Source organism: Paenibacillus diazotrophicus (assembly GCF_042610465.1).
Genome location: NZ_JBGJZN010000008.1, coordinates 324388 through 341398 on the forward strand (window position 1 = coordinate 324388; position 17011 = coordinate 341398).

Sequence of the window (17011 nt, forward strand, 5' to 3'; positions counted from 1 at the left end):
ACTGGCTACGGAAGCAAGGGGTTATCCCCGGATTTGTCCGGAACCGTGAATTTTGTACTTGGTTGATGTCAGTGCGGGCAGTCCCATAGGACCGCGAGCATGGAGCTTTTGCGTGCTGATGCCGATCTCTGCCCCAAACCCGAACTCGAAACCATCAGTAAAACGCGTTGAAGCATTATGATAGACAGCAGCAGCGTCTACCTCTTGCAAGAAACGTTCTGCGTTACCCGCATCCGCGGTTACGATGCATTCAGAATGCCGGGTACTGAACTCAGCAATATGCTGAAGCGCTTCATCCAGCCCGCCGACGATTTTGATATTAAGGATATAGTCATTGTACTCCGTAGCAAAATCCTCTCTGGATGCCGGCAATGCCCATGGAATGGTTGCAACCGTCTCTGGACAGCCCCGCAGCTCTACAGGAATTTCGCGGAACGCTTCTGCCACTGCAGCTAGATGTTTTGCAGCAAATTCCCGGTGAACCAGTAGCGTCTCCATAGAGTTGCATACGGAAGGACGCTGGGCCTTGGCGTTCAGGCTGATCGACATTGCCATATCAGGATCAGCGCTGGCATCGAGATAAGTATGGCATATGCCTGCCCCTGTTTCAATGACAGGCACAGTAGCATTGAGCACCACATTCTGAATCAGTGAGCTTCCGCCGCGTGGGATGATTACATCCAGAAGTCCGTTCAGCTTCAGCATCTCATCTACTGATGAGCGGTTCGGATCTTCGATCAATTGCAGTGCTTGGCTTGGAATGGCCGTTTCATCGAGGGCGTGATGTAGTACTTCGATGATTTTACGGTTGGATGACAGGGCAGAGGAGCCACCCCGGAGGACAACAGCATTCCCTGTTTTTAGGCATAAACCTGCTGCATCTACAGTTACATTAGGACGTGCTTCGTAGATAATGCCGATAACACCTAGAGGTACACGGATTTTCTCAATGAACAGTCCATTCGGACGTTCGAAGGTTTCAAGGTGGTCGCCGATAGGATCAGGCAGTACGGCTATTTGCCGGAGTCCTTCTGCGATGCTTGTGATCCTGCCAACATCCAGCGCCAGCCGGTCAAGCATTGATTCGGGCGTACCGCCGAGCCGTCCGCGCTCCAAATCTTCGTGATTAGCGGCAATAATCGCTGGCGCTTCACTGATCAAGGCATCGGCCATGATCAGCAAAGCCTCATTCTTTTGACCGGTGCTCAGGCTGGCAAGGACCCCGGCAGTTTCTTTAGCTAATGTTGCTTTGTTTACAACCTCACTCATGGTTAACCCTCCTAATGGTTTTTTGGGCAATATAGCAAGCACAATCCCGATATTGTCAGATAGGCTTCAATCGGTTATCGCAAAGTAATCCATTCATCGCGGTGGATGACCTCCAGCCGGTGAACTTCACCCAGCTTGGGTACGATCTGACCGCTGGGCAGTCCCTGAATACTGCGGAGCTGGTTGTCGTCGTAATTCACTATTCCCCGCCCGAGCAGCTTGGCATCAGGTCCGAGGACTTCCACAACATCTCCAGAATGAAAGTTCCCTTCAATCCGTTTCACACCAACAGGCAGCAGGCTATGCCCGCCATGGAGAAGGGCTTCCACTGCACCTTCATCCACATACAGGGAGCCAAGAGGAGTGGACATGAAGCCGAGCCACTGTTTCTTAACGGGCAAGGAGGACAGGGTAGTGGCAAAATAGGTCCCTTTTCCGTTGCCTGCGGCAGCCAACTGTAAATCGCCGGGCTCGGTTGCTCTGCCTATGAAGACAGGAACACCGCCGCGTGTGGCGATTTTGGCGGCATCAATCTTAGAGCGCATGCCGCCTGTGCCTACACTGGAGCCGGCGCCTCCGGCAAAAGCATAAATCTCAGGAGTGATCTCCTCGACGCGCTCATAGCGTACGGCCGCCGGATTCTTGCGGGGATCACCACTGTATAAGCCGTCCATATCGGTCAGAATAAAAAGGTGGGAGGCTTTCAGAAGATTAGCTACCAGAGCTGATAAGGTATCGTTATCGCCAAATTTCAACTCATCTACCGAAACCGTATCATTCTCATTAAATACGGGAACAGCTCCTTGCCGCAGAAGCTCCTCTACAGTCATCACAGCGTTGTTCATTGCCCGCCGGCTGCAAAAGTCAGTCCGGGTCAGCAGAATCTGGGCAGTAGGAATGCCATGCTCCGCAAAGGCTTCCTGGTAGGCCTGCATCAGCATCACCTGGCCGACTGCAGCTGCAGCTTGCTTCTCATGAAGTAGCTTGGGACGTGTTGGGTAGCCGATGCCCCTGAACCCGGCTGCTACTGCCCCGGAGGTAACCAGCAGTACTTCACACCCGTCCTTACGCAGTCCGGCGATCTCGGCGGCAAAGAAGGCCACGGCTTCCCGGTTCAGCCCGCCTTCAGGTCCGGTGAGCGAGCTGCTGCCGATTTTGACCACGATTCGTGTTGTCAATGTAGTTCACTTCCTTCTCAAATTTGAATCTATCTATTGCTGAAAACGACAAAAAGCCCCCATCCTTAGACTTAGCAAAGGACGAAAGCTTGTTAACTTCCGCGGTACCACCTTCATTGATGAGGGTTCATCCGACTTCATTCTCATAACGGGAGTTACCGTCCTGTCAGCGCAGGCCGCTCGGGGGTAGGATTCGGAATGGACAACCGCGGTAAATTCTCCCAGCCTGCCGGAATTTACTCTCTGTTCACGGATAATCGCCAATTCGTACTGGTCCCGTCTTCACGTTTCACTATTTGTCATTTAGAATACCATGCAAATGGCGGGTTTGCAAAGTGCAGGAGGTGTAATATTTTTGCCAGTGGAGTGATTCTTGGGAATAAGGATTATCCTTAGGGCGAGCCCTCTTATCTCATCTATGAGACGGGAAGGCCCTTATTGTGTATTCATGAGCTGCCGGGTTGTAGCTAGTGATCTGTAAGATCTTTGACCGTTGTTTTGAAGGTTTCCATAAAGGCTTCTGCAGCTTTGGATAAATAGCGTCCACGGCGGTAGGCAACCACCAGCGTACGGCTGGGCACCGGTTCGGCCAAAGGCAGATAGACAGGAACAAACTCACTGCGCGGTGCCCGGGCGATAAAGTGGGGGACCAGAGTCACGCCCATGCCGGTTGCGACAAGCGATTGAACGGTCTCCATATTGTTGCTCTCAAATACGATGCGGGGTTCAAAGCCTGCTTCCCGGCATAATTCGACGGTCATTTTACGAAAGCCCTGTCCCTCTTTTAGAACGATAAATGGCTCATCCTTAAGTTCCTGAAGAGAGGTGCGGGTTCCGGATGCAATTCGCGCGGCGAGCGGATGCTCCGGTGGCACAGCCAGGTCAATCCGCTCTTCACCCAGCACCTCGTAGGCGAGTGTCGGAATTTCCAAAGGCAGGGAGAGCAGGCTCAAGTCCGTCTGACCGCTGGCTGTGAGTTTTTCCAGATTCATGGATGAATCTTCGAGCAGCGTGATTTCGACCTCAGCGAATTTGCTTTTGAACACAGGCAGTACATGCGGCAGCAAATGCGCACCCGTGATAGGCATGCTTCCTACAACCACATGTCCGGTCCGCAGCTGGGAGATATCCGACATCTCCTGCCGCAGAAGTTCCACTGCATCAATAATCGTCTGCGCCTGTTCAACAAATTTCTCCCCGGCATGAGTCAGTTCCACTGAACTTGTATTCCGCTGGAAAAGAAGAACACCAAGCTCCTTCTCAAGCTTCGAGAGCTGCTGGCTGAGTGAAGGCTGGGCGATATGCAGCTTGTCTGCCGCCCGGGAAAAATTCCGTTCTGCCGCAATTTGCAAAGCGTATTGCAACTGTCTAAGTTCCATCGAAAAGACTCCTTAATTATTCAAGTTATAGTTATAAGTATAACCTATAAGTGAAGGGAGTAGTTATGTAGCACTGTCTTTATAGGTCAAACCTATGACTTTTATAGAAATCATATCTTGGAATTATAAACGTGGCGATGTTATATTTAATTCATTCAAGAGAGACTCGACTTTCTCTTCCAATGAACGATTCTACTTTATGAGGTGAAAACATGGGCAACAAGACAATGTTTGAAAAGATTTGGGACAATCACGTTATCCACCAGGAGGAAGGCAAGCCAAGCATCATTTACATTGATCTGCATCTGGTACATGAGGTTACTTCCCCGCAGGCTTTTGAAGGACTTCGTCTTAGCGGCCGCAAGGTCCGCCGTCCGGGTCTTACTTTTGCCACTATGGATCATAACGTACCTACCAAAGACCGTTTCAACATTACTGATCCTATATCCAAGCAGCAGATTGATACCCTATCGCAGAACTGTCGTGATTTTGGGGTAAGACTCTTCGACCTGAATGATATTGACCAAGGTGTAGTGCATGTTATGGGTCCAGAAATCGGATTGACTCATCCAGGCAAAACCATTGTATGCGGCGATAGCCATACCTCTACACATGGAGCGTTCGGCGCTTTGGCTTTTGGCATCGGGACCAGTGAAGTAGAACATGTGCTGGCCACCCAGTGTCTGCAGCAATCGAAGGCCAAAACGATGGAGGTCCGGTTCGTAGGCAAACGTAATCCAGGAGTCACCGCAAAGGATATGATTCTCGGCGTGATTGCCAAATACGGTACGGATTTTGCTACCGGCTATGTTATTGAATATACCGGTGAGGCGATTCGTGAGTTGTCGATGGAAGAACGTATGACAGTCTGCAACATGTCGATCGAAGGCGGCGCAAGAGCGGGTCTGATTGCTCCGGATGAGACTACTTTTGACTACCTGCGCGGACGCCAATACGTACCGCAGGGTGAAGCTTACGAAGCTGCCATTGAAGACTGGAAAGGTCTTGTCAGTGACGAAGGTGCCCAGTATGATACGGTTGTTGAATTTGATGTTGAGACATTGATTCCGCAGGTAACCTGGGGAACCAGCCCAGGTATGGGTACGGATATCAGCTCTACAGTGCCGAATCCGGCGGATTTCACAACAGAAAATGAACGCAAAGCGGCTGAAAAAGCGCTGGAATATATGGATCTGGTACCAGGAACACCGATTTCCGAGATCGGCATCGATTATGTTTTCATCGGATCCTGTACGAATGGACGTATTGAAGATTTGCGGGCAGCTGCTGAAGTAGCCAAGGGACATAAGGTATCCAGTCAGGTTACGGCCATTGTGGTTCCGGGATCGGGACGTGTGAAGCTTCAGGCAGAGAAGGAAGGGCTTGACCAAATCTTTACTGAAGCAGGATTCGAATGGCGTGAAGCGGGCTGTAGTATGTGTCTGGCCATGAACCCGGATGTTCTGCAGCCAGGACAGCGCTGTGCATCAACTTCGAACCGTAACTTTGAAGGACGTCAGGGACGTGGCGGACGCACGCATCTGGTTTCTCCTGCTATGGCGGCTGCCGCTGCGATCAAAGGCCATTTTACGGATGTACGGGACTGGAATTATAAGACGGAAGCCGTCAACGCATAGAAACTGAGTGAGCAGGAGGAAATAATCATGGAAGAATTCAAGAAATTAACCGGACTCGTTGCCCCGGTGGACCGGGTAAATGTGGATACGGATGCTATTATTCCGAAGCAATTTTTGAAACGGATCGAACGCACTGGATTTGGACAGTTTTTGTTCTACGAATGGCGTTTTGATGAAGCTGGCAACGACAATGCGGCATTTGAAATGAACAAACCCCGGTACAAAGGGGCTTCGGTTCTGATCTCCCGGGCCAATTTCGGTTGCGGTTCTTCACGTGAGCACGCGCCATGGGCGATTATGGATTATGGCTTCAGAGTCGTAATTGCTCCTTCATATGCAGATATTTTTTACAATAACTGCTTCAAAAATGGTATTCTGCCGATTAAACTCTCGGAATCCCAGGTTGATGAGCTATTCAAACGTACGGCTGAGCATGAAGGATATCAATTGACGGTGGACCTGGAGAATAACCGGCTTAGTGATGAATACGGCCTCAGTATTACGTTTGAGCTTGATGAGCACCGCCGCCAATTTCTGCTGCAGGGTCTGGATGATATCGGACTTACTCTTCAGCATGCGGACGAAATCGCCGCCTATGAGGAGCGTCACGCTGCTAAGCTGTTTTCTTAAGAGAAGTCAATACGAAAACTTTACAAGATTTACACAAAACTTCTATTTCCGGGTGTCGGAAATAGAAGTTTTTTTGCTATAATCGTTATATTCATTGTACAGAAGGTAACTTTTGGAGTTTTCTGTCGTCTTAATCTTATCTATATCTTTGTATCTATCATTTGCCAGAAGGAGAGGAAAGGATGAGAAGAGCCGGACAACGGGTGTTATTTCTTTTACTGCTGCCACTGCTATTGCTTTCATTCGCCGGCCATGAAGCCGCTGCTGCCGGGAACAGCACGGGCAGAATTGTAATGGACAACAAGGAATTAATGCTTCCCAAGGGAGTCAATCTGGAAAATGTAAATGGAAGCGTTATGATACCAATTCGTGTAGTGGTAGAGAATTTGGGGTTTAAGGTATTGTGGGAGCAGGAGTCACGTCATGTCACCGTTCAGCAGGACGGGAAAAGTGTTCAGCTGGCCGTGGGCAGCAAAACAGCCCAAGCCGACGGAGTGTCTTTGGCGCTGAATGCAGCGCCGAAGCAGACCGGCGGCACCGTACTGGTGCCGATCCGTTTTGTCAGCGAGCAGTTTGGACTGAAGGTTGGATGGGACAACAGTGACAAAACAGTCTACTTGAGTGGCGGAATACCTGCTGAACCTGCCGGTTCAAATGTTCCACTTCCATCGTCAACGCCAACACCCACACCAACACCAACACCAACACCAACACCAACACCCACACTATCGCCACAGGCAAGCTCTGTGCCTACAGACGGGTCTGGTACAGGGGGAGATATTGTATCCGGTGTAACTGCACCTACACCTACTCCTATTCCAGGAAGCGCGGGTACGGTTGCTTCTTCGCCTCAGGTTATGGGTGCTGTATTCAGCGAGAACAGACTGATCATCGCTGCGGCTGGGGGAGCCAAACCGACGGTAAGTCGGATCGGCAATCCGGAACGTATTATCATTGATTTTCCTGGTGCTGTATTTGCATCGGATTTTGCAGGGAGCTTTCCTGGTGCCTCTGTTGGCGGGAGCCCTCAGGGGAAGCTTGATGTCAGCGGCTATCCGTTAATTACCGAAGTGAGGTACGCGCTCTTCAGCGTAAGCCCGCCTACCGTCAGATTTGTCATCCAGACCGTTGGAAGCCAGCCTTATCAGGTAAGTACGGATGACAGTACAGGACTTGTAACCATAGATTTGAATGTTGGGAGTATAGAAGCACCAGCCCCCGGAGGAACCGGAATTACCGGGAAGCCGATAGTCGCCCTTGATGCAGGCCATGGAGGCTCACAATCCGGAGCCGTCAGCTTGACGGGCAAACTGGAGAAAAACTTTAATCTCGCTGTAATTCTAAAGGCAGGTGCACTGCTGAAGCAGGAGGGATTGGTTGACGTTATCTACACGCGTACGACTGACAGCACACTTGGACTGCAGGATCGTGTTGCGATAGCGGAAGCGGCAAAGGCTAATTTATTTATCTCCGTGCATGGTAATTCTTTGCCTGCTGAGTATCCGAACAGAGATAAGGTCAATGGCAGTGAGACTTATTATTCGCGGACAGAAAGTCTGCCACTCGCCCAGATCATGCACAAGCATCTGGTAGCAGGAACAGGCTTCAAAGATAATGGGGTAAGAAATAAAAGTCTTCATGTCACAAGAGAAACCAGCATGCCTGCTGTGCTTCTGGAGGCTGGCTATCTTACTAATCCGGGTAACGAATCGGCAATGTACAGCAATCTGTTACAGGATAATCTTGCCCGCGAAATCGTTGCCGGAATTAAGGAATATCTGGGATTGTAGCGGGTGTTGCCCCGAAAGATACAGGTACTGAAATAAGTTTTTGAATGGCAGATATTCGCAACTTTTATGGATAGCCGGCGTCTAACGAATGTCGAAGGTTGTCAGTCGGATTGTCAGCATGAACGCTTTTACAGGCGGAATACTAGATTTTTAGAGGTGAAGAATGAAGAAATTTGTTTTTATGCTGTTGCTGCTGCTCTTTGTATTGGTTCTGCCGGAACAAGGACATGCCGCCTCCGGGACCACCACGATTAATCTGGATGGCAAGGAGCTTAACGCAGGACAGAAGGTTTCTGTTGAAAATGTGAACAACTCTATCATGGTTCCACTTAGGATGATTGCCGAGAACCTTGGATACAAGGTAGATTGGGATCAGAAGAGCAAGACGGTTACGATTGAACAGCAAGGTAAGACCATCAAGCTGATTGTGGATCAGACAGCGGCTTCTGTAGATGACAAGACTGTGATTCTAACAACAGCACCTCTGCTAAGGAGCGACACAACACTCGTGCCGATCCGGTTCATCGGCGAACAGTTTGGTTTAAAGGTCAACTGGGATAACACAGCCAAGGTTGTGAATCTTATTACCCCAGAAATACCTGTAAGTAACACTGGTACTGGAGAGAGTACTGTTGGCGGCGGGAGCAGTGTAATTGTACCTCCAGCGAGTCAGACGGCTAACTTAACCATGGTCAATGGAGTCAGCTTCAGCGAGAACAGGCTTACCATTGCAATGGATGGAAGTTCGCAGCCGAAGGTATCCAAGGTATCCGGACCAGAGCGGATCGTGATTGATTTGCCGAATGCTACATTCTCGGATGTTTTTGGGACAGGCCAAGTGCTTGATCCGAATTTGAACGGTAAACTTACCGTGACGGATTATCCGGATGTTTCAGGTGTTCGCTACTCGCTATACAGCACTAATCCTTACACCGTTCGTTTTGTTATTGATCTGAATCAAGCCAAGAACTATAGCGTTGATGTGTCTGGAGAGACCTCCAAGCTTGTTGTTATTGATTTGAATGCGGAAAGCACCGACGACACTGCGACATTGCCGGGCAACAGCGGACGCAAACTTGTAGTGCTCGATGCAGGACATGGAGCTAAGGATTCTGGTGCTGTCGGGATTACCGGCAAATACGAGAAAAATTTTAATCTGGCCGTTGTACTGAAGGCTGCCGCACTGCTGAAACAGGAAAAAAACATCGATGTTGTTCTTACCCGGAGCGATGATACCTTTCTGGAACTAAAGGACCGTGCGGGAATGGCCAATAATCTCAAAGCGGATCTCTTTATTTCTGTTCACGCGAACAGCAGTGGTTCATCCGTTTCGAGCGGATCAGAAACCTATTATCAGCGTGAGGCCAGCAAGGCTCTGGCAAACGTAATGCATAAGTATCTCGTCCAGGCAACCGGATTAAGTGACCGGGGTGTCCGGTATGGGAACTTTCACGTCATTCGTGAAACGACTATGCCTGCCGTTCTGCTGGAGGTCGGTTACCTGAGCAATAAAGGAGACGAATCCTTGTTGTTCTCAGAGGCTCTGCAGAATAAAGTAGCCGCAGGTATGGTCGCCGGTATAAAGGAATATCTCAAATTATAGCAGCAGCCAAGCGGCAGAGCGGGGCCGCAAAGTCAGCTTTCGGCCGTACCATCAGGTCAAAAAGGCTTTGCGGCCCTGTCTGCCCATATTCATCAAGAGGGGGTAATTGTAAATGAATAAGAAATGGACCTATGCAGGTATTGCAGCAGTGCTTCTGCTTGTGATCGCCGGATGCGGTGATAAACCTGCTGCAGCTCCGGCGGATCAAGCAGGACAAGATTCCACAACGGTTGTGAACGGCGCCGGGAGTACTGCTGGCAGTAACAACGTGAGCGAGGATCCTGAAGCCAGTGCCACTGCTCAGCCGACAGCAGAATCTGCAACTCCTTCACCAGCAGCTACAGAACAGCCAACAGCCCCCGCCAAAAAGAGTCAGAGCATTTCCGTGTATTTCACCGATCCTCAGCAAATGGAGCTGGTTCCCGCTAAATCTGAGATTAGCTATACAGATGATGTGGAGAAGTACAGCGAGGCCTACAAAGCCCTGCAGAGCAGCACCAACCCTGAACAGATTCCTTTGTGGGGCAAAATAGAGCTTAAATCGCTTAAATTTGCGGACGGCCAGATTACCATGGACATCCATAAACCGGATGAAGCCCAGCTTGGTGCCGGCGGTGAGGCCTTTGCCATCAGCGCACTGGCCCAGACTCTGTTCCAATTTGAAGAAGTGAAGAGTATTGAGGTTTTAGTGGATGGTGAACAAGTGGAAAGTCTCATGGGACATGTGGATCTCGAGCATCCAATGACTAGAGAAAACAGCGGTTTATAAGGAAAATGCAGGAATAAGCAGTTAACCGGCGAAATTAAATACTGGCATTTTAGATGATTATAGAGAGGGGAATAACCTATTGTCCGGGCAAAAAAGATCAAAGCGTTCTATTCATAATTATTCCAGTAAAGCGGCAAGCGTAATTCTGGCTGGTACGATGGTGCTTGGCGGAGCAGCTTCGGCGTTCGCCGATACAGCTGCGGCAGTAACAACACCAGCAGTTAACGCAGCTGCTCCCGCGGCTAATGCAGGGATTTTTACTGACGTGAAAAACGGCTTCTGGGCCGAAAAACATATCTATAAATTGGCCTCCCAAGGGATTGTTGTAGGCAACAACGGCCTGTTTCGTCCGGGGGATTCCGTTACGCAGCAAGAGGCGGTACTCATGGCACTGCGTTTCATGAAGCAGCAGGGTAATGTGAACAATAATACGGATGTAGTACTTCCTACAGATTTCAAAGTAACCAATTACTATAAACCCTATGTAATACTTGCTTTCCAGCAGGGACTCCTGGACAAGACGGTTGAAATGGCTGCGGATAATCTGAAGACCTCATGGGGAGAACGCAAGGCCAGCCGTGAATGGATTGCTGAGTTATTGATCCGTGCGCTGGGTAAAGGCCAGGAAGCCGTTGCAGTATCCGGTGAACCGACAGGCTTTGCTGATGATGCCAAGGTTACGGCAAACAAACGGGGATTCATTAATGCTGCAGTGGATTTGGGCCTGGCCAACGGACTGGATGGCAACCGATTTGATCCGCAGGGTGCTGTAACCCGTGCGCAGCTGGCCACTTTCTTCAGCCGTGCTGAAGCACACAATACCTTAGACTACGACAATACCGTCAAAGGCAGCGTCAGCGCCCTTCAGGACGGGAAGTTGACCCTGTACAGCAATGGGAACACTTCCGGGTATAATTTGACACCGAGCACAGCATACTTTAACAGCACTTCAGATACCAGAATCAATTTTAGTGATATTAAGCCTTACACCAAAGTGACTGTTATCGGAGCTACCTACAATGCCGCTTATGTTGAAGTGACAGATCCGGTGCAGCAGGTGCAGAGCATAGAGGGCGTATTTGCCAAAATCACTCCGGGTACGATCTGGCTGGATTCTCCATCCGGATACGATCAATACAGCTATGATGGAAGCACTACTTTTGTGGATGTGAATGGTGCTGCAATTACTCCATCTTCAATTACTAAAGCCAGCAAAGTTTCACTGCTACGGGAAACCTTCAGCGGTGCGAACAAGCTCGTCAGAGTTCAAGTGACCTCTGGTATGGTGAACAAAACAGCGACCGGAACCCTTCAAAGTGTCGATACTGCAGCCAAGAGAATTACCTTTAAAACAGCCGATGGTGTAACCGAATCCTTCAATTGGGAGGAAGGGTCAACACTGTTCAGTTCGCAAAGCGCAGTCCTGACGCCAGCTGATCTGAAGGCGGGGGCATCGGTCAAATACACAGTTAAGGATAATGTGATCCGAACTATAGAAGTGACTTCAGGGGTTGAGCGAACCGTAAAAGGGGCGATTACTGAGCTGACCAGTTCAACAATCGTGTACAAAAAATCGGATGGCACGCTTGAGGTGAAGCTGCTTGGCACTAAGCCTGTCATCGTAATTCCTGGCGTTGCAACTCCGCTCATCAGTGATCTGATCGCCGATACAACGGCTGGAGACAATGTGCAAATTACGCTGAACAGTAGTGATCAAGTGACCAAAATAGAAGTGCTAAGCCGCCAAATTTCCTTGTATACGGGAGCGTCTGTGGTGGACTACAGTGCCAAGACACAGCTTTTGACCTTAATGGACACCAGCGGCAAAGCACAACTAGTAAAGCTTGATTCGAACACCAAGCTTGCATATGATGGAGCGGTAACCACCTCTCTCACCAATATGGGGTACAGACTAACTGAAGGCCGTAAGATTGATGTGGTTGCTGCCGGTCAGCGCGCACTTTCAGTGGAGACTAGTACCAAATATGAAGGCACGTTAAGCGCCATAAATACAACGACCAGAATGATGACCATCAAACTTGCCAACGAGCAGCTGCTAAGTTTGCCTTATCCTCAAACCGTGGATATATTTGGCCGTGTTACTTCGTCGATTTCAGATGTGGCTCTGGGCAGCACCGTCACAGCTTTCCTTGCTGATAATCAAAATGTGATCTCTGTGCTACGTGTTAATTCATCGTTGCAACTGGAGATCATCAGTCTGGATTCTACTGCCAATAAGCTCGGAGTGAAGTATTCCGATGGCACAACTGTGCTGAACACTCTGACACTGCCGATCACAGACGAATCCGGACAAACTATCAAAATCAGTGATTTGAAGGTGGGCGGCTTTGTAAATGCCACTTTTAGCGGCAGCACACCGCTTTCCCTTCAGTCGGTTAAGCTTACTACTGGACAACTGACTGCAGTAGATGCCGCTACCGGAACATTGACTGTGAAGGATTATATTAGTGGAATACAAACCTTCACAGCGACTGGCGGGGTCAAAATTATCCGCGACGGTTCCACCGCTACTACACTGGGTTCGCTTACTACTGCTGACCGTGTGGAAGTGCGCAAGGACTCCGCTGGAGCCCTAATAATTCGTGTATTAAGCCAGCAGACACGAACTTTCTGGCGATACGAAAGCGCAACGAATAAGGTTCTGGTCAAACGCTCAAGTACGGAGGATAACAATTACGAATTTGTTCTGGCTTCGAATGTATATATTCATCAAGGCGACACGACTTTATCCGTGCAATCTATCAAAGAAAATGATAATATTATAATGTATTTCAATAATAATATTCTTGTTGAGATCGCGAAACAATAAGGGCTTGGTGATTTTCCGTGTGAAACACCGTCTTGATTCAGGCGTTTTGCCTGTTTCAAGACGTTTTTTTTGAAATGACTGTACAAATGAGAAGTTACACTCGCTACAAGCGACGTAACACTCCGTGGAGGGGACACTATGAAGGTTGCAGAGGTCCGCCACATCCTGGATACCATCGGAGAGCTGTTTCCTGATGCGCACTGTGAGCTGAATCACCGCAACGCTTTTGAGCTTACGATAGCCGTGCTGCTCTCAGCCCAGTGTACGGACGCAACAGTGAATAAAGTAACCGAGGACCTGTTCCAAAAGTATAAAGCCCCGCTCGATTATGTTTCAGTACCGATAGAGGAACTGGAGAGTGACATCCGGCGGATTGGTCTATACCGTAACAAAGCAAAGCATATTCAAAGTCTCTGTTCAATCCTGATTGAGCAGTATGGTGGAGAGGTGCCCCAGGCACATGATTTGCTGGTAACCCTACCGGGTGTCGGTCGCAAAACCGCGAATGTGGTAGTATCCAATGCTTTTGGAGTACCGGCCATAGCGGTGGATACACATGTCGAGCGGGTAGCTAAGAGGCTTGCCCTTGCAGGCTGGAAGGATTCCGTGATGGAAGTAGAGAAGAAGCTGATGAAGGCGGTGCCGCGTGACGAGTGGACGCTCACGCACCACCGGCTGATTTTTTTCGGCCGCTATCACTGCAAAGCACAGAACCCCAAATGTCAAGTATGCCCGCTGCTGGATGTATGCCGGGAAGGTAAGAAACGTATGAAAACAGCTGTAATCAGGAAAGCTAAGAATCATACGGAAACAAGAATGAAGAGTTAGAGATGAAGAAGAGGATGGGATAGAGATGAAGTGCATTTCTGTATATACCGACAATTTTGAAGCGTTCTCCGATATTTTTGAACGTGTTGTAGAAAGTCCGCTTGAGGAAAACGAAGAACAGGAAGTGGAAGGCATCACAATCAGCCACTCCGGCGATGTGCCTGAGCATTACCTGGAACGGATGTCCCAAAAACCTGAAGTGGTCGTGATGAGAGACAAATCCCGTGGTCTGACTATTCTGCAGCACGGCAAGGTTTTCGAAATTCTGCTGCCAGTTCTGGAAACTGCTTAAGGAATTAGCGTGGTTCTATTAATATAAGTGACTCGAATATGTTGTAGATAAGCCGGCCCTGTGGCCGGCTTTTTGCTGTGCCCATAAGAACGTCTATTGTTTCTGCAAAATTATTTGGGCTCGGGGACATTCTCGACGAATGCCTTGAGTACCGATAGTCTGTCATCCCAGTAGGTCTCGAAGAAAGCTAACCAGTCTTTAAGTTCTGCCAGAGGCTCAGGGTGAAGCGAATACCTTGTCTCCCTGCCAACCCGCCTGGAGCTGACAAGACCTGCTTCCGATAAGATGTGTAGATGTTTGTTAATGGCTGTACGCGAGAGAGGGAAGTTCTCCGAGATGGCCACAATCGGCATATCGTTATGGACGAGCAGCTTAAGCACGCTTCGGCGGGTGGGATCTGCGATCGCCTGAAATACATCATGTTTGAGGACTGGAGCAGCCATGCCTAAGCCTCGGTGTAACGAACCAGGCTCTTATGGACAATACCCTCCCAGCCGCCGTTCATGATGCCGTGGATCACCGAATGCGGTTGTCCGAACTCGGTAACCTTTGCTTCATCCCAGCCGGAATGAATAAGGGTGAACTCTGTTTGCTGATTGCCCAGCTCTTTCAATTCAAACGCCAGATGCCAGTCCTTGCCCCAGTCAAAGCCCAGCCGTTGAGGAGGAGCGAGTTCAGTAACTTTGCAAGGAGAATCACCAAATTGGCCTGAACGCAGAATAAATTCCTTACCTAGGACCGGTTCAAATGTATTGTCCATCCACCAAGCTGCCAATCCCTCGGATGTGGACACGGCTGTCCATACTTTTTCAATAGGTGCGTTCAGAACTACAGTTTTGCGGATTTCAGGCAATGTTTTTTCAGAGTGCATTTGTTACCTCCAGGGGTTGCGCAATTTTTTGAATTCGTGATTCATTGTAACACCATATGGTGTTATTTTTCAATGCTTACGGGTAAGCTAACCTGGTATAGTCTTTTCTTACTCTGGAATAAATATGAGAAGATCAACAAGTTTGTAAAAAAGATGCCTGGGTTTGTGAGATTCGTGAGGGATTATAGGGGAATTTGTAAATAGTTCTGATTTGAATTGTGGCAAACTGGTGATAAAATGTAATTATTCTATACTTGGTAAGCTAAAGAGACACGAAGCAGCAAAGGTGGGAGTAAACGTGGGAGCGGAACGGGCCAAATTGGAGAATGAAATTTTGAAGAAACTGTCCTTTTCGGGGCTCAAGAAGCTTATGAAGCAATGGGACGATCCGGCTGCAGAACAGATTATCATAGATCTGGAGTCAAAAGCTGCTGCAGATGAGCTGACCTTGGCCTTTTGCGGGCATTTCTCGGCAGGGAAATCGAGTATGATTAATCTTCTGTGCGGGAAGTCTGTATTGCCTTCCGGACCGGTTCCGACCAGTGCGAATATTGTCTCCATCCGGAGTGGAACCCCTCGTGTTCTGCTGTATCCGCAAACCGGTGATACTGGAATCCAGCCGCCTCCATTGGAGACGACCCCAGAAGATCTGCAGGACTATTGCCGCAAAGGCGGCGAATACTCCGCTATATCTGTATGGGAAAACGTTCCACTGCTGGGGAACCATGGGGTTCTGATGGATACACCGGGAGTGGATTCGACCGATCACGGACATCAGGCGGCAACGCATTCGGCACTCCATTTGGCTGATGTAGTCTTCTATGTGATGGATTATAACCATGTGCAATCCGAGAATAATCTGGCTTTTGCCAAAACACTTAGTGAATGGGGCAAGCCGCTGTATCTCATCATTAATCAGATTGACAAGCACCGTGAACAGGAAATTACGGTCGAGGTGTACCGGCAGCAACTGGAAAGCGCTTTCGGCCAGTGGGGGATAGAGCCGGCAGGAATTCTCTTTACATCCCTTAAGGTTCCGGATCATCCCTTAAATCAGTGGAAGGATCTGCTGAATTTGATTGCGAAACTCCTGGAACAACGGGATGAGCTGCTTCAGTATAGTCTGACGCGTTCTCTTTATCATACTGCAGATGCAGCCAAGACCGCTTACCGTGAAGAGCAGCGGGAGGAAAGGGAACATCTGCTGGAGGAGGCAGGAACAGCGGAGGAACGGGAATACGTGGAGCGGGAGCTTCTCGAATGCGCGGATGAGCGGGCAAGCATTGAGGGGCTGGCTGAAGAAGCACGGCACCATCTGCGAACCCGTCTGGATGCGCTGCTGGGGAACAGCAGCCTGATGCCGGCAGAGGTACGGGAAGCAGCCGGAGCCTATGCTGAAAGTGTCAGTCCCGGCTTCCGCAAGGGGCTGCTCTTCACGGCAGCTAAGAGGGAGAAGGAACAGCAGAAACGGCTGGCCGCCTGGCATACGCTGCAGAGCCGGGAGATCGAAGCCCAGCTGGAATGGCATCTGCTCCAGCTGGTCCGGCAGTGGGGAGAAGAACTCGGAGTCTGGGATGACGCCGCGGAGAATGCCCTTAAGCAGGCTTTCCCGGCGTTCAGCCCCAGTGTGCTGGCGGCTGCCGTCCAGCCGGGAACCGGCTTCAGCGGCGAGGCGCTGCTGAATTTCTGCCGCACGCTTGCGGCTGAGATCAAGAACCAGTTCCGGCGCGCCGCTCTTGGCATCGGCGATGAGCTGCTGGCGAAGCTGCCGCCGCTCCTGGACGAGCGGCGCGCGGCTCTGTCGCGCCGCGAGGCAGCCCTGCAGCGGCAGGCGCGCGCGCTCAGCGCGCTGGCTGCCCTGGACCGCGCGGCGGACGCCCGCGCGGCAGAACTTGCGGCGCTGCTTCCGCCGCGCCGCACCCTCACCCCCGGCAC

14 protein-coding genes are annotated in these 17011 nt (G+C 50.0%); 9 read left to right on the forward strand and 5 right to left on the reverse strand.

Annotation, left to right across the window (positions count from 1 at the left end; all coding sequences use genetic code 11):
- Window positions 1-21: 21 nt before the first annotated feature.
- The 3 genes from ACAN54_RS26090 to ACAN54_RS26100 form a co-directional block, all read right to left on the reverse strand.
- Window positions 22-1269: a glutamate-5-semialdehyde dehydrogenase gene (locus tag ACAN54_RS26090; RefSeq protein ID WP_379162482.1), complete on the reverse strand. Its 1248-nt coding sequence runs from the start codon at window positions 1267-1269 to the stop codon at window positions 22-24.
- A 74-nt stretch (window positions 1270-1343) separates the two neighbouring features.
- Window positions 1344-2447 carry a glutamate 5-kinase gene (gene proB / locus ACAN54_RS26095; RefSeq protein ID WP_379162485.1) on the reverse strand — a complete coding sequence of 368 codons (1104 nt, stop codon included), beginning with the start codon at window positions 2445-2447 and terminating at the stop codon, window positions 1344-1346.
- A gap of 467 nt (window positions 2448-2914) precedes the next feature.
- Window positions 2915-3826, reverse strand: a complete 912-nt coding sequence (locus ACAN54_RS26100; RefSeq protein ID WP_379162488.1) for a LysR family transcriptional regulator — start codon at window positions 3824-3826, stop codon at window positions 2915-2917.
- 212 nt (window positions 3827-4038) lie between these two features.
- Between ACAN54_RS26100 and leuC the strand changes: the two genes are divergently transcribed.
- From leuC to ACAN54_RS26140, 8 genes are all read left to right on the forward strand, one after another.
- Entirely contained in the window at window positions 4039-5463 is a 1425-nt protein-coding gene (gene leuC / locus ACAN54_RS26105) for a 3-isopropylmalate dehydratase large subunit (protein WP_379162491.1), read from the forward strand.
- Between the two features lie 27 nt (window positions 5464-5490).
- Window positions 5491-6093, forward strand: a complete 603-nt coding sequence (gene leuD / locus ACAN54_RS26110; protein WP_379162494.1) for a 3-isopropylmalate dehydratase small subunit — start codon at window positions 5491-5493, stop codon at window positions 6091-6093.
- Between the two features lie 182 nt (window positions 6094-6275).
- Window positions 6276-7883, forward strand: coding sequence for an N-acetylmuramoyl-L-alanine amidase family protein (locus tag ACAN54_RS26115; protein ID WP_379162497.1), 1608 nt, complete (start codon window positions 6276-6278; stop codon window positions 7881-7883).
- 163 nt (window positions 7884-8046) lie between these two features.
- Window positions 8047-9486 carry an N-acetylmuramoyl-L-alanine amidase gene (locus ACAN54_RS26120; RefSeq protein ID WP_379162500.1) on the forward strand — a complete coding sequence of 480 codons (1440 nt, stop codon included), beginning with the start codon at window positions 8047-8049 and terminating at the stop codon, window positions 9484-9486.
- 112 nt (window positions 9487-9598) lie between these two features.
- The gene (locus tag ACAN54_RS26125) at window positions 9599-10255 is read left to right on the forward strand and encodes a GerMN domain-containing protein (RefSeq protein ID WP_379162503.1); all 657 of its coding nucleotides are present in this window, start codon (window positions 9599-9601) and stop codon (window positions 10253-10255) included.
- A gap of 79 nt (window positions 10256-10334) precedes the next feature.
- Entirely contained in the window at window positions 10335-13085 is a 2751-nt protein-coding gene (locus ACAN54_RS26130) for an S-layer homology domain-containing protein (protein WP_379162506.1), read from the forward strand.
- Window positions 13086-13223: 138 nt separating this feature from the next.
- Entirely contained in the window at window positions 13224-13913 is a 690-nt protein-coding gene (nth, locus tag ACAN54_RS26135) for an endonuclease III (protein ID WP_379162510.1), read from the forward strand.
- A 25-nt stretch (window positions 13914-13938) separates the two neighbouring features.
- Window positions 13939-14205, forward strand: coding sequence for a hypothetical protein (locus tag ACAN54_RS26140; RefSeq protein WP_020432793.1), 267 nt, complete (start codon window positions 13939-13941; stop codon window positions 14203-14205).
- Window positions 14206-14315: 110 nt separating this feature from the next.
- Here the strand turns inward: ACAN54_RS26140 and ACAN54_RS26145 are convergent, their stop codons facing one another.
- Both ACAN54_RS26145 and ACAN54_RS26150 read right to left on the reverse strand, forming a co-directional pair.
- Window positions 14316-14648, reverse strand: coding sequence for an ArsR/SmtB family transcription factor (locus ACAN54_RS26145; RefSeq protein WP_379162513.1), 333 nt, complete (start codon window positions 14646-14648; stop codon window positions 14316-14318).
- A gap of 2 nt (window positions 14649-14650) precedes the next feature.
- Entirely contained in the window at window positions 14651-15076 is a 426-nt protein-coding gene (locus ACAN54_RS26150; RefSeq protein ID WP_379162516.1) for an SRPBCC family protein, read from the reverse strand.
- Between the two features lie 298 nt (window positions 15077-15374).
- Between ACAN54_RS26150 and ACAN54_RS26155 the strand changes: the two genes are divergently transcribed.
- The coding region (locus tag ACAN54_RS26155; protein ID WP_379162519.1) for a dynamin family protein at window positions 15375-17011 on the forward strand (1637 nt) is incomplete at its 3' end.

Bases quoted from the DNA above. Each gene is read 5' to 3' on its own strand.
- ACAN54_RS26090 (WP_379162482.1), bottom strand. From the start codon at position 1,269: ATGAGTGAGGTTGTAAACAAAGCAACATTAGCTAAAGAAACTGCCGGG.
- ACAN54_RS26100 (WP_379162488.1), bottom strand. From the start codon at position 3,826: ATGGAACTTAGACAGTTGCAATACGCTTTGCAAATTGCGGCAGAACGG.
- leuC (WP_379162491.1), top strand. From the start codon at position 4,039: ATGGGCAACAAGACAATGTTTGAAAAGATTTGGGACAATCACGTTATC.
- leuD (WP_379162494.1), top strand. From the start codon at position 5,491: ATGGAAGAATTCAAGAAATTAACCGGACTCGTTGCCCCGGTGGACCGG.
- ACAN54_RS26115 (WP_379162497.1), top strand. From the start codon at position 6,276: ATGAGAAGAGCCGGACAACGGGTGTTATTTCTTTTACTGCTGCCACTG.
- ACAN54_RS26120 (WP_379162500.1), top strand. From the start codon at position 8,047: ATGAAGAAATTTGTTTTTATGCTGTTGCTGCTGCTCTTTGTATTGGTT.
- ACAN54_RS26125 (WP_379162503.1), top strand. From the start codon at position 9,599: ATGAATAAGAAATGGACCTATGCAGGTATTGCAGCAGTGCTTCTGCTT.
- nth (WP_379162510.1), top strand. From the start codon at position 13,224: ATGAAGGTTGCAGAGGTCCGCCACATCCTGGATACCATCGGAGAGCTG.
- ACAN54_RS26140 (WP_020432793.1), top strand. From the start codon at position 13,939: ATGAAGTGCATTTCTGTATATACCGACAATTTTGAAGCGTTCTCCGAT.
- ACAN54_RS26145 (WP_379162513.1), bottom strand. From the start codon at position 14,648: ATGGCTGCTCCAGTCCTCAAACATGATGTATTTCAGGCGATCGCAGAT.
- ACAN54_RS26150 (WP_379162516.1), bottom strand. From the start codon at position 15,076: ATGCACTCTGAAAAAACATTGCCTGAAATCCGCAAAACTGTAGTTCTG.